The sequence below is a fragment of the Cupriavidus necator genome (assembly GCF_040578825.1).
Classification (GTDB): Bacteria; Pseudomonadota; Gammaproteobacteria; order Burkholderiales; family Burkholderiaceae; genus Cupriavidus; species Cupriavidus necator_E.
The window spans coordinates 34,722-48,309 of record NZ_JBEFLI010000056.1 but is presented as its reverse complement, the minus strand read 5'-3'; the positions used below and the strand labels follow the sequence as shown (position 1 = coordinate 48,309).

Sequence of the window (13,588 nt, the reverse complement as noted above, 5' to 3'; positions counted from 1 at the left end):
CCACCCCAGCCGCCGCCCCAGCCACCGCGGCGGCCCCAGTCCTGCCCCATGCCATAGCCGCCGAGCCCGCCCAGGCCGCCGGCGATCACGTCGCGGCCGCGCCGGGTGGTGACGATCTGCGGGCCGCGCCGGCGCAGCATGGCGCTGAGGAAGAAGAACACGATGATCGCCAGCGGCAGCAGCGCCGGCAGCCACTCGCCCAGCGCGGAGGCCTGCTTTACCTTGCGCGCCTGCGGCCCGGGCAGGCCTTCCTTGTCGATGGTGGCCTGGATCGCCGAGATGCCCGCCGCCAGCCCGCCGTAGAAATCGTTCTGGCGGAAATGCGGCGCCATCACATCTTGCAGGATGCGCTTGGACATGGCATCGGTCAGCGATCCCTGCACGCCGCGCCCGACCTCCAGCCGCATCTTGCGCAGCCCGGGCGGGTTGTCCTTGGCGATCAGCACGATCACGCCGTCGTCGATGCCCTTGCGACCGGCGCGCCAGGCGTCGGCCACGCGGATGCTGTAGGCATCGATGGGCTCGGGGTCGGTGGTGGGCAGCATCAGCACGAAGATCTGGCTGCCGCGCTGCCGCTCGTATTCCGCCAGCACGTTCTCCAGCGCGCCGCGCTGCTGCGGCGTCAGCGTGCCGGTCAGGTCGGTGACGCGCTGCGTCAGCGGCGGCACCGCGACGAAGCCGTCGGCCGCCAGCGCGGGGACGCAGCAGACCGCCGCCAGCCACAGCAGGGCAACGGCCAGGCAGCGCGGCGAGCGCGGCCAGAGCGGCCCCATGCGCGATCGCAGGGTTGGGCCCATCCGTATCCGCCTCAGAACTTGACCGCGGGCGGCGTGGAGATGGCCTTCTCGTTATCCACGGTGAACGACGGCTTGACCGGATACTTGAAGATCATCGCCGTCAGGTTGGTCGGGAAGCTGCGCGCCAGGATGTTGAAGTCCTGCACCGCGGCGATATAGCGCTGGCGCGCCACGGTGATGCGGTTCTCGGTGCCTTCGAGCTGCGACTGCAGGTCGCGGAACGAGGCGTCGGCCTTGAGCTGCGGGTAGTTCTCGGACACGGCCAGCAGGCGCGACAGCGCGCCGGACAGCTCGCCCTGCGCCTGCTGGAAGCGCTTGAACGCTTCCGGATCGTTCAGGGTCTCGGGCGAGACCTGGATGCTGGTGGCGGCGGCGCGGGCCTTGGTCACCGCTTCAAGGGTTTCGCGCTCGTGCGAGGCGTAGCCCTTGACGGTGTTGACCAGGTTGGGGATCAGGTCGGCGCGGCGCTGGTACTGGTTGATGACTTCGCTCCAGGCCGCCTTGACCGCCTCGTCCTTGGTCTGGAAGTCGTTATAGCCGCATGCCGACAGCAGGCTGGCCATCGCTGCGAGCAGCAGCCAGCGCAGCACGGATACCGGTGAACGGTTGGACAAGGAAGCCGACAGGGAAGCGCGCATCGGGAAACTCCGCGGGTTGGAGGATATTCATGAATCCCAAGTGTAGCGCACCGCCCATGTGGCTGGCGGCGCACCGGGGCGCCGCCAGGCTGACGCGGATCAGCCCGCCGCGAAGGCCTTGCGCGCGGCGTCGAGCGTGGCGGCCAGGATGGCGTCGTCGTGCTGCGCCGAGACAAAGCCGGCCTCGAACGCCGACGGCGCCAGGTAGACGCCCTGGTCCAGCATGGCGTGGAAGAAACGGTTAAAGCGCGCGGTGTCGCTCTGCGTCACTTCGGCGAAGCTGCCCGGCACGCCATCGCGGAAATAGATGCCGAACATGCCGCCGACCGAATCCGCCGCAAACGGCACACCGGCGGCGCTGGCTGCCTCGGCCAGGCCGTCGGCCAGCTTGCGCGTCTGCGCCGCGAGGCGGTCGTGGAAGCCGGGCGCCTGGATCAGCTTCAGCGTGGTCAGGCCAGCGGCCACCGCCAGCGGGTTGCCCGACAGCGTGCCGGCCTGGTAGACCCCGCCCAGCGGCGCCAGTTTGGCCATGATGTCGCGCCGGCCGCCGAAGGCCGCCGCCGGCATGCCGCCGCCGATCACCTTGCCCAGGCAGGTCAGGTCCGGCCGGATGCCGTAGTGCGCCTGCGCGCCGCCCAGTGCCACGCGGAAGCCGGTCATCACCTCGTCGAAGATCAGCACGGCGCCGTCGCGCGTGCACAGCTCGCGCATGGCCTTGAGGAAGGCGTCGGTGGCGCGCACCAGGTTCATGTTGCCGGCCACCGGCTCGACGATCACCGCGGCGATCTCGCCGGCATGCCGGGCAAAGGCCTGCTCGAGCTGCTCGACGTTGTTGTACTCCAGCACCATGGTGTGGCGCGTCACGTCGGCCGGCACGCCGGCCGAGGAGGGCGCGTTCTGGGTGGTATCGGCAAAGGTCAGCAGGCCGGAGCCGGCCTTGACCAGCAGGCTGTCGGCATGGCCGTGGTAGCAGCCTTCGAACTTGATGATCAGGTCGCGGCCGGTAAAGCCGCGCGCCAGCCGCAGCGCGCTCATGGTGGCCTCGGTGCCGGAGGAGACCAGGCGCACCTGCTCGATCGACGGCACCAGCTTGCAGATTTCCTCGGCCATCACGATCTCGGCCTCGGTGGGGGCGCCGAACGAGAAGCTTTGCGCGGCGGTTTCCTGGACCGCGCGCACCACGTCCGGGTGGGCGTGGCCGACGATCATCGGGCCCCACGAGCCGATGTAGTCGATATAGCGCTGGCCGTCGGCGTCCCACATATAGGCTCCCTCGGCGCGCGTGATAAAGCGCGGCGTGCCGCCTACCGAGCGGAAGGCGCGCACGGGGGAGTTGACGCCGCCGGGAATGGTCTGCTGGGCGCGGTCAAAGAGCTGCTGATTACGGGACATGGCGTTGAGGTGGGGTCAGGAACTGCGGGATCGTGTCCGGCGGGCCGGCGTCCTGCGTTGACATGCGCCAAAATTAGCGGAATGTCGCTGTAGTGGCTGTCAATCGGTAGCTAACACGGCGCCAACAGGCGCGAACACGGCGGAACTGGCACGATTCTGGCGGTCGCCGGCTGGCGTCGGCGTCACGGTTTCGGTACCATCTGCGCTGGATTTTAATGGAGAGTGGCCAGAGCCTGTTATGGAATACAAGACTTGGATGTGCCTGATCTGCGGCTGGATCTACGACGAAGCCGCAGGCGCGCCGGAAGACGGCATCGCCCCGGGGACCCGGTGGGAAGACGTGCCCATCAACTGGACTTGTCCGGAATGCGGCGCGCGCAAAGAAGATTTTGAAATGGTTGCCATCTGAGGCTGCACGCCATCAGGGCTTCATAGAAAGCCCGCAGACTGGCCGCGCGCGTCGCGCCAATGCGACAGAACGCCGGCAGGGGGCCGCCAGACCGGATTGACGGCCCCCCGGCGTCTTGTCACACTCTGTTGCAAAATGACTGGCCGTCTATCCGCCTTTGGTGGGGAGGGACGGCAGGCAGGTGCGGGTTCCACGCACCGCCACTGCCGGGCAAGGGCCCGGCCTTGATGGGAAACGAAAATTTTTCGGGGGTCCGTCGGGGCGCGCATGGGTCGCGTTGCTCCGCACGGGTGTTCTCAAGTGATAGCCGGCACTCCGCCTGGGGCCGCCGGTCGCGGGAACAACAATGCGGGTCGCTCAAACAGAAGAAAACCAGCGGGTCAATGCCGCCGGCGTCCACGCGACGCCTGGCGTTTCCATCTCAGACGGTTCGATGACGGCAGGCACGGCGCCACCGCGCCGCAAGGTCCTGGTCATCGACGATTCCAGCACCATCCGCCGCACGGCGGAGATCTTCCTGTCGCAGGCGGGATACCAGGTGACGCTGGCCGAGGACGGTTTCGAGGCGCTCGCCAAGATTAGCGAGCTGCGCCCGGACCTGGTCTTCTGCGACATCCTGATGCCCCGCCTCGACGGCTACCAGACCTGCTCCCTGATCAAGAAGAGCGCCCGGTTCCACGCCATCCCCGTGATCATGCTGTCCTCGCGCGACGGCGTGTTCGACCGCTCGCGCGGCCGCCTGGTCGGCGCGCACGACCACCTCGCCAAGCCGTTTACCCGTGAAGCCTTGCTGCAAGCTGTGCAGGGCTGCCTGCCATGCCAGGCCGCGGGCGACGTGCTGCCGGCCTGAATGCATTGAAGGAAAACCTCATGACTGCCATCAACAAGATCCTGATCGTCGACGATTCCCCGACCGAAGCCCTGTTCATGTCCGATTTGCTCGGCAAGCGCGGCTTCAAGGTCTCGGTCGCCGGCAACAGCGACCAGGCCTTCGCGCGCCTGGAGGCCGAGAACTTCGACCTGATCCTCATGGACGTGGTGATGCCCGGCCAGAACGGCTACCAGGCCACGCGCGCGATCAAGCGCGACGAGCGCTTCAAGGACATCCCCGTGATCATGTGCACCAGCAAGGGCCTGGACACCGACCGCATCTGGGGCATGCGCCAGGGCGCGTCCGACTACATCGTCAAGCCCGTGGACGGCGACGAGCTGCTCAACAAGATCGCCGCGCTGTCGCACTGAGCTGACGGCGCAGGCCGCAGTTGCCACTGCCATTCGCTTCGATTCGTTCCGGGGACCGCCAGATGAACGCGCCACGCCAAGACCTCCGCGCCCGCCAGACCCGCCTGCAGGACTACCAGGCCATGCTGGCCCGGCGCCTGCGCGAGGCGCGCAGCCTGCCCGCGGCCGACAGCTACCTGGCGCTGCAAGTGGGCCCGCGCAACTGGCTGCTGCCGCTGGCCGATACCGGCGAGGTGCTCGACATGCGCCCGCCCAGCCGCGTGCCGCTGACGCAGCCGTGGTACAGCGGCCTGGTCAATGCGCGCGGCAGCCTGCTGGGCGTGATCGACTTCAGCCTGTTCTGCGGCGGGCCGCCCACGCCGGTGCAGCCGGGCAGCAAGATCGTGGTGCTGTCGCGCCAGGTGGAGCGCGCCTGCGCCATCCTGGCCACGCGCGTGGCGGGTTTGCGCCATGCCGCCGACCTGAGCCTGCCGCATGTCGACGCGCCGCCGCCGTCGGGCGCGGCACCGGACTGGGAGGGACAACGCTTTGCCGACCGCGACGGGCGCGACTGGCAGGTGCTGAACGTGCGCGCGCTGCTGGACGCGCCGGCCTTCCTGCAGGCTGGACGGGGCGCGGGCTGACGCCGCGGGACCCATAACGATCAATAACGATCAATAACGATCAATAGCGATCAATAACGATAAATAACGACGCGCAGGCCACCGCCTGCCGCACCCGGCACGAGCCGCCGGGCACGACAACGAATCAACGGAAGAGGGTGCCATGGGTTTCAAGAAATTCAGCCTGGGCCGGCGCACGCCGGCAGCCGACGCGGCCGCCGGCCTGGTGACGGAGCCGGGCATGCCCTATGCCGGCCCGGCGCCTGCACCCGCGCCGCCCGGCGCCGCCTTGGGGCTGGGTGCCACGCCCGTGGAGCATGTCACGGCCTGGCTCGGACGCATGCCGTTCTCCTCCCAGCAGCGTGTGCTGACGGTGGGCGTGGTGGTGTCGCTGGTGGCGCTGCTGGGCTCGGTGTACCTGGATAACCGCATCGCCAACAACGCCGCGGCGCAGATCGAGATCGCCGGCGACATGCTGATGCACTCGCAGCGCCTGGGCAAGGCGGTGCCGGTGGCGCTGCTGGGCAATGGCCAGGCGTTCACGCAGCTGCGCCAGTCCAGGGATGCGCTGGCGGGCGACCTGAAGGCGCTGCAGGAAGGCAGCGACGCGAAGCGCGTGCGCGCCACCACCGGCGCGGCCGCGCCGCTGCTGGAAACCGCGATGCAGTCGTGGAAGCGCTCCGAGAAGAGCGCCGCCGACGTGCTGGCGCAGCAGGCGGTGCTGACCACCGTGGGCCAGACGCTGCAGATCTTCAACGCGTCCAACCCTGAACTGCTGGAATCCGCCGAGCAGGTGGCCGCGATCAAGCTGCAGTCCGGCGCCAATGCGCGCGAGGTGGCCGCGTCCGCGCAGCTGGTGATGCTGACGCAGCGCCTGGGCAAGAACCTGAACGAGTTCCTGGCCGGCGAAGGCGTCAACCCCGAGACCGCGTTCCTGCTGGGCAAGGACACCAACACCTTCCGCGAGACGCTCGACGGCCTGCTCAACGGCAGCGAGGCGCTGCGCTTGTCCGCGGCCGCCGACGAAGAGACGCGCGGCTACCTGCAGCAGCTTTCGCAGCGCTTCGAGGCGGTGCAGAAGACCACGCAGACCATCCTGCAGAACCTGCCCGGCCTGATCGCCGCCAAACGCGCGCAGCAGCAGATCTTCAACGACAACGAGGCGCTGCGCGCCGAACTGTCCGCGCTGCAGCGCGCCTATGCCGATTCGGCGCGCTTCCGCCCGGTGACGCTGGGCGCGACCGTGGTGTCGGCGCTGCTGACGCTGCTGTGCCTGGTTGGCCTGGCGGCGCTGTACCTGCGCGATTCGCGCATGCGGGCACTGGAGGCGGAGGCGCGCGAACGCGAGGCCGAATCCCGTCGTCTGGAGGAAAAGCGCAATAACGACAACACCCAGAAGGCCATTCTGCAGCTGATGAACGAGCTGCAGGACATCGCTGACGGCGACCTGACGCGCCAGGCCACCGTGACCGAGGACATCACCGGCGCCATCGCCGACTCGGTCAACTACACCGTGGAAGAACTGCGCGAGCTGGTCGGCCGGGTGCAGCAGACCGCCGGCGAGGTGACGCAGGCCTCGGGCCAGGTGCAGTCGACCTCGACCCAACTGGTGTCGACCACCGAGGAGCAGTCGCGCCAGATCCGCCAGACCGGCGAATCGGTAGTGGAGATGGCCGACCGCATCACGCAGGTGTCGCGCGGCGCGGCCGAGTCGGCCAACGTGGCGCGCGCCTCGCTGGCCGCCGCCGAGCAGGGCCAGCATGCGGTGCAGAACGCCATCACCGGCATGAACGACATCCGCGAGCAGATCCAGGAAACCTCCAAGCGGATCAAGCGGCTGGGCGAGTCGTCGCAGGAGATCGGTGAAATCGTCGAGCTGATCTCTGACATTACCGAGCAGACCAACGTGCTGGCACTGAACGCCGCCATCCAGGCGGCGTCGGCCGGTGAAGCCGGGCGCGGCTTCTCGGTGGTGGCCGAGGAAGTGCAGCGGCTGGCCGAACGCTCCGGCGAGGCCACCAAGCAGATCGGCGCGCTGATCCGCACCATCCAGACCGACACCCAGGACGCCGTGCATGCCATGGAGCGCAGCACGCAGGGCGTGGTGGAAGGCGCGCGGCTGTCGGACAACGCCGGCGCGGCGCTGGTGGAGATCGGGCGCGTGTCGCGCCAGCTTGCCGAGCTGATCGAGCAGATTTCGCAATCGACCTCGCATGAGGCCGACCTGGCGACCACCGTGGCCCGCCATATCGAGCGCATCCTGCAGGTCACCGAGCAGACCACCAGCGGCACGCGCCAGACCGCGCAGTCGGTGCGCCAGCTCACGCTGCTGACCGAGGAGCTGCGCAACTCCGTATCGCGATTCAAGATCGCCTGAGTGGCCGGATGACGCCTGCGACCGCTTCCGCGCACGGCGGCACCGTGCCCCACGCCATCAACGAGCCCGCGGCCCGCCGCGGCGAGCCGCAGGCGGCCGCCGTCCAGGCGCTGCAATGGAAGCCGTCATGTCCCTGAATTTCCCTGTCCCGCGCGATGCCGCCGAAGGCGCATCGGCAGAATCCCATGGCGCGCCATCGCCGCAACCGGAGCCGGCGCCGCATCCGCCCGCTGCGGCTGCGCCGGCTGATGCCGCGCCCGACATCATGCACGATGCCATGCCCGACACCGGCGCCGGCCGCGACCTGTCCGGCCTCGCCTGGCTGGCCCCCAGCCTGCGCAGCGCGCTGGAAGACGCCGCCACCGAATTCGGCCACTATGTCGACGAGGTACGCCAGGCGCCCGAGGCGCTGGGCGCGCGCGATACCACCTCGCTGCGGCTGGCGGGCCAGCACCTGCACCAGGCCGCCGGCGCGGTGCATATCGTCGGCCTGCGCGGCACCGATCCCTATGCCCAGGCGCTGCGCCGGCTGCTGGAAGCCATCGACGCGGGCACGGTCGCCCCCGGCCCGGAAGCGCTGGCGGTGTTTCGCGCCGGCGTACAGGCGCTGGCCGAATATGTCGACGACCTGATGGCCGGCGACGACGAAGCGCCGCTGCGGCTGTTCCAGCCCTACGCGGGCGTGCTCGGGCTGCTGCGCGAGGACCGCGTGCATCCGGCCGACCTGTGGCTGGACGAACTGCAGATGCTGCCCGGCATGCTGCTGCCGGCCCGGACCCCGACCGCGGTCACGCGTGCGCGCCAGCACTTCGAAGCGGCGCTGCTCAAGGCGCTGCGCCTGTCCGCGGCATGCCCCGACGCCGCGCTGCTGCGCGAGGCCTGGCTGCCGCTGCACGCGGCGCTGGCCGAGGTGCGCGCCAACGAGCAGGAAGCGCGCCGCGCCGCCGACGATCCCCTGCGCGACGTCTGGCATGTGCTGGGGCTGGTGTTCCGCGCGCTGGCCCACGGCCTGCTGCCGTCCGACCTGCTGGCCAAGCGCTTTGCCGGCCGCGCCAACCTGCTGCTGCGCCAGTACCAGCAGGGGCATGTGCGCGTGCCGCAGGCGCTGCTGAACGATGCCGTGTTCCTGCTGGTCTGCACCGGCCTGGCGGACAGCCGCGCCGACGACGCGGACGTGGCCGCGTTGCGTGCCGATATCGCGCGCACGCTGGCGTCCTTCCGCCTTGATGCCGCGCACGCCGTCGCCCATGCCGATTTCCGCGGTCGCTACTACGGCTGGCTCGATCCGATCGATACGCGCAACCTGCAGCAGGCCGCAGCGGGCCTCGAGCGCGCCGCCGCCGGCGACCACGCGGGCTGGGAGCTCGCGCTGGCCGCGCTGGCCGAGGCCGCGCAGCCGCTGGCGCAGCCCGCCTTGCAGCGCTGCCTGGCGCAGGCCGCTACCCAGGGATGGGAACGCGCGCGCGGCGAGGCGCTCGGCGCCGCCGGCATCGCGCTGTTCCTGTCGCGCGCGCTGGCATTGCCGTGGCGCGCGCACGGCCAGTCCGCGCATCCTGCCGCGGCACGCTTTGCCGCGCAGTGCGAGGCGCTGGCCGATTGCCTGGCCGACCCCGCCGCGAGCGCGCCGGCGTGGCTCGCGCGCATGGTCGACGACGCGCGCGCGCAGGCGCTGCGCGCCGAGGCCGTGGCGCAGTTGCGCGCGCAGCTCGACAGTGGCGAATCCTGGCTCGACAGCTACGACCGCAATGCCGCGCGTGCCGATGGCGCAGGGCACCTGCGCGATGCGCGCCAGGCCTTCGCCGCGCTCGGCGCCACGCTGGCGCAACTGCAAGATTCCGTGGCGCTGCCCGAAGCGCTGGCTGGCGATGCCGCACAGGCCGCCGCGGCGGTGCAGGCCGTCAATGCGCGTGTGGCCGACCCGGGCGATCTCACCGACGCCGGCGCGCGCGCCGCGCTGCTGGGTGCGGTGGCGGCCGAACTCGGCGTGGTCCATGCCTTTGCCGATGCGCTGGAATTCGGCCGCTCACGCCGCGCCGATGCGCTGGCGGAAGCCGGCGATATCGATGAGGCGCAGGCACCGCAGCATCCGCTCGCAGCCGCACGCGCCGCAGCCGACGACGCCCTGCGCGCCGGCGCCATGCCCGATGCGCCGCCGGTACAGCGCTTGCGTGCCGCGCTGCACGCGCTGGCCGACCAGGCCGCCATCGATGACGACGCCGCACTGCGCCGCCAGGCCGCCGACGCAACCACGCAGTTCAATGCCTGGCTGGCCGGCAGCGACGACGCCGGCGCGCGGCTGGTGGTGGCGCTTGCGGCCACATTGCCGGAGCCGGCGCCCGCACCGGCAGGCGCGGCTACGCCAGCCATGCCCGCCGCCGGCGACAGCGCGGCCATCGATGCCGAGCTGCTCGACATCTTCCTGAACGAGGCCGACGAAGTGCTGGGCGGCATTGCCGGCGACCTCGGCTCGGGCCTCGACGCGCTGCGCGAAGCCGATACGCTCAGCCGCCTGCGCCGCGCCTTCCATACGCTCAAGGGGTCGAGCCGCATGGTCGGCCTGCATCGCTATGGCGAAGCCGCGTGGGCGGTGGAGCAGGTGATGAACCTGTGGATCGCCGAAGCGCGCGAGCCGGTGCCGGCGCTGCTGTCGCTGCTGCGACGCGCGCATGCCGAGCTGTCGGCGTGGGTCGCGCAGCTCCATCGCGATGCGGGCACGTGGCATGACATCGCACCGCTGGTGGCCGCTGCCGCGGCGGTGCGCGATCCGGCGGAGCCGCAGGCTGAAGATACGGGGCTGGGCTTGTCTGAATCGGAACTGGCGGAACTGGCGGAACCGGTGGACCCGGCGGTACCGGTGGAAGCTGCGGAGCCTCTTGCCGAGGCGCCTGCGCAGGATGCTGCAGTCGATACGGCGCCTGCCGTGCCGGGCCTTGAGGTCGGCGACGACAACGTGATCCCGTTCCGCCTGTCCGGCGCGCTGTCGAACGACGACGACCACTACAAGGTGATCGGGCCGGTGCGCATCGGCCTGGCGCTGTACAACGTCTACCTGCAGGAGGCCGACGGCCTGCTGCGCCAGTTCGCCACCGACCTGTCCGAATGGCGCCACGAAGGGCATCCGTGCCCGAGCGAGCTGGCGCTGCGCGTCGCGCATACGCTGCAAGGCAGCGCATCGACCGTGGGGCTGGAGCCGGTACGCGAGATCGCCGAGGCGCTGGAGGGGCTGCTGTTGCAGCTCGGCGCCCACCCGGTGGCGATGCATCCGGGCGACTTCCGCTTGCTGGAGCAGGCGGTCGAGCGGCTGCGCGGCATGCTGCACCAGTTTGCCGCGGGCGTGTGGCCGGAAGCCGATGCCGGGCTGCGCCGCGGCCTGGTGGAGTTCGGTCAGCGCGCGCAGCTGCGCCCGCGCGTCGCGCTGCCGGTGCCGCCGGCGGTGGCCGAGCCCGATGGCCCGGTGGCGCAGTTGTTTGGCCAGGCTCCGGTACGGCAGGAAGAACCTGAGCAACCGGCGCCACAGCCGCTCGCCGCACCGGCACCGTCCGCTGCGCCCGACGCCGTGGTGCTCGCGCTGCGCACCTCGCCGCGCGCAAGCGCCGCGCCGGCGCAGGACGAAGGCGCGCCCGATCCGGTACTGGTGCAGATTTTCCTGGAAGAGGCGCAGGGCACGCTGCCCGAGCTTGGCAAGCTGGTGCGCACGTGGGAGGCCGCCCCCGAAGAAGCCAGCCACGGCGGCCTGGTGCTGCGCGCGCTGCATACGCTCAAGGGCAGTGCGCGCATGGCCGGCGCGATGGCGCTGGGGCAGGCCGCGCACGAGATGGAAACGCTGCTTGACGCCAGCCTGCGCGCGCAGGGGGTGGGGCGGAAGCTGTTCGAACGGCTCTATGCCTGGTATGACTGCATCCTGGCGCATGTCGAGGCATTGCAGGCGGGCCGCCTGCTGCCGGCGGACGATCCCGACGTGGTCAACGGGCTGGCCGAGGCGCAGCAGGACGCCGGGCCTGACGCTGCCGCGGTGCAAGCCGAGTCCGTGGGCGAATCCACCGGCGCATCCGCAGCCGACAGCGCCGCCCCCGCCGCCAACCTGCCCGCCGTGCCGGGACCGGCCGACGTGATGGTCTCGCTGCCGACAACGGCGCTGGCTCCCGCCGAACCCCAGCGCGCGCTGGTGCGGGTGCAGGCGCGCGCGCTCGACACGCTGATCAACGAGGCCGGCGAAGTCGGCGCCACGCGTGCGCGGCTCGACAGCGAGCTGGAAGCAATGCGCACTTACCTGGGCGAACTGAACGACAACGTCGCGCGCCTGCGCGGCCAGTTGCGCGAGATCGAGATCCAGGCCGAGTCGCAGATGGCCTCGCGCATCGCGGATGCGCAGCACAAGCAGGAATTCGATCCGCTTGAATTCGACCGCTTCACCCGCTTCCAGGAACTGACGCGGATGATGGCCGAGTCGGTCAATGACGTGGCCACCGTCGAGCAGAACCTGCAGCGCGGCTTCGACCGCGCCGCCGGCGACCTGGCCGCGCAGGCGCGGCTCACGCGCGGGCTGCAGCGCGGCCTGATGCAGGCGCGCATGGTGCAGTTCGACGCGCTGGCCGAGCGGCTCTACCGTGTGGCGCGCCAGGCCGCGGCCGAGACCGGCAAGGAAGTGCGGCTGCTGATCAAGGGCGGCACGGTGGAAATCGACCGCTCGGTGCTGGACCGCATGGCGGGCCCGATCGAACACCTGATCCGCAACGCGGTGGTGCACGGCATCGAATCGGCCGAGCGCCGCCGCGCCGCGGGCAAGCCGGTTACCGGCGCGCTGACGCTGGAGGTGCAGCAGGAAGGCAACGAGGTGGTGCTGCATTTCGTCGACGATGGCGGCGGGCTGGACCTCGCGCGCATCCGCCATCGCGCGGTCGAGCGGCGCCTGCTGGCGGCCGACGACGACGCCAGCGAAGCGCGCCTGACGGAAATGATCTTCACGCCGGGCTTTTCCACGGCCGACGGGGTGTCGGAACTCGCCGGCCGCGGCGTCGGCATGGACGTGGTGCGCGCCGAGACCGTGGCGCTGGGCGGGCGCATCACGCTGGAGTCGAAGGCCGGGCAGGGCACCACGTTCACCGTGCACCTGCCGCTGACCACCGCGATCACGCAGGTGCTGGTGATCTCGCTGGGGGCGCGGCTCTATGCGGTGCCCAGCGGCATGATCGACCAGGTGCAGCAACTGCGCGGTCAGGCGCTGCTGGAGGCTTATAACGCCGGCCGCCTGTCGGTGGCTGGCGTCGAGGTCCCGTTCTTCTACTTCGGCGCGCTGCTGGACGAAGGCAATGCCCTGACAGCGGGGCGCAAGTATTCGCCGGTGGTGGTGGTGCGCAGCGGCGCGGAACGCGTGGCGGTGCATGTGGACGACGTGGTGGGCAACCGCGAAGTGGTGGTCAAGCACATCGGCCCGCACCTGGCGCGGCTCGAAGGCATCGCCGGCGCGACCACGCTGGGCGATGGCGAGATCGTGCTGATCTACAACCCGGTGGTGCTGGCGCAGCGCTTCGTGCGCGAACGCGGCCAGCCGGCGCCCCAGTCCATGCTGGCTGCGCCAGAGCAGCCGCCCGCGCAGCTCGGCGCGGTAGCGGAGCTGGCCCGCGACGGCTCCACCGAGCCGGTGCGCGGCCTCGCCATGCAGCCGACCGTGATGGTGGTGGACGACTCGCTGACCGTGCGCAAGGCCACCCAGCGCCTGCTGAGCCGTGCCGGCTACCAGGTGGTGCTGGCGCGCGACGGCGTCGATGCGCTCAAGCAACTGCAGGACGTGATGCCGGATGCGATGCTGGTCGATATCGAGATGCCGAACATGGACGGCTTCGACCTGACCCGCAACGTCCGTTCCGACTCGCGCACCGCGCATATGCCGCTGGTGATGATCACCTCGCGCACGGCGGACAAGCATCGCCGGTATGCGGAGGAGATCGGCGTCAATGTGTACCTGGGCAAGCCTTATAACGAGGATGAGCTGCTGGGCACGTTGCATCGGCTGATCGGCGAGCGGGCGGTGGGGACGGCGGGGTCGGTGGCGCAGATGTTGGGGGATGCGCCGTCGGCGTGATTGGCTTTATGTCATCGCGAGCGCCTCGGCCGCAGCATGTTTGCTCCCC

10 protein-coding genes are annotated in these 13,588 nt (G+C 70.4%); 7 read left to right on the top strand and 3 right to left on the bottom strand.

The window, feature by feature from the left end:
• The 3 genes from AB1I47_RS24090 to hemL all read right to left on the bottom strand — a co-directional run.
• Positions 1-797, bottom strand: a 797-nt coding sequence (locus AB1I47_RS24090; RefSeq protein WP_407935900.1) for a TPM domain-containing protein, incomplete at its 3' end; no start/stop codon positions are given.
• An 11-nt stretch (positions 798-808) separates the two neighbouring features.
• On the bottom strand, positions 809-1,435 hold the full coding sequence (locus AB1I47_RS24085; RefSeq protein ID WP_354686229.1) for a LemA family protein: 627 nt from the start codon (positions 1,433-1,435) through the stop codon (positions 809-811).
• Positions 1,436-1,534: 99 nt separating this feature from the next.
• Positions 1,535-2,827 (bottom strand): glutamate-1-semialdehyde 2,1-aminomutase, encoded by a 1,293-nt coding sequence (gene hemL, locus AB1I47_RS24080; RefSeq protein ID WP_354686228.1) that lies wholly within the window; start codon positions 2,825-2,827, stop codon positions 1,535-1,537.
• Positions 2,828-3,065: 238 nt separating this feature from the next.
• Here hemL and AB1I47_RS24075 point away from each other — a divergent pair, with 238 nt between their 5' ends.
• From AB1I47_RS24075 to AB1I47_RS24045, 7 genes are all read left to right on the top strand, one after another.
• Entirely contained in the window at positions 3,066-3,236 is a 171-nt protein-coding gene (locus tag AB1I47_RS24075; protein WP_010813017.1) for a rubredoxin, read from the top strand.
• Positions 3,237-3,582: 346 nt separating this feature from the next.
• Positions 3,583-4,086 (top strand): response regulator, encoded by a 504-nt coding sequence (locus AB1I47_RS24070; protein ID WP_354686227.1) that lies wholly within the window; start codon positions 3,583-3,585, stop codon positions 4,084-4,086.
• A gap of 20 nt (positions 4,087-4,106) precedes the next feature.
• Positions 4,107-4,478: a response regulator gene (locus AB1I47_RS24065; protein WP_354686226.1), complete on the top strand. Its 372-nt coding sequence runs from the start codon at positions 4,107-4,109 to the stop codon at positions 4,476-4,478.
• Positions 4,479-4,540: 62 nt separating this feature from the next.
• Positions 4,541-5,101 carry a chemotaxis protein CheW gene (locus AB1I47_RS24060; protein WP_354686225.1) on the top strand — a complete coding sequence of 187 codons (561 nt, stop codon included), beginning with the start codon at positions 4,541-4,543 and terminating at the stop codon, positions 5,099-5,101.
• A gap of 142 nt (positions 5,102-5,243) precedes the next feature.
• Positions 5,244-7,457: a methyl-accepting chemotaxis protein gene (locus AB1I47_RS24055; protein ID WP_354686224.1), complete on the top strand. Its 2,214-nt coding sequence runs from the start codon at positions 5,244-5,246 to the stop codon at positions 7,455-7,457.
• 8 nt (positions 7,458-7,465) lie between these two features.
• Positions 7,466-7,594, top strand: coding sequence for a hypothetical protein (locus AB1I47_RS24050; RefSeq protein WP_354686223.1), 129 nt, complete (start codon positions 7,466-7,468; stop codon positions 7,592-7,594).
• On the top strand, positions 7,585-13,539 hold the full coding sequence (locus tag AB1I47_RS24045; RefSeq protein WP_354686222.1) for an Hpt domain-containing protein: 5,955 nt from the start codon (positions 7,585-7,587) through the stop codon (positions 13,537-13,539). Before AB1I47_RS24050 ends, AB1I47_RS24045 begins: the two co-directional genes overlap by 10 nt.
• Positions 13,540-13,588 lie beyond the last annotated feature (49 nt).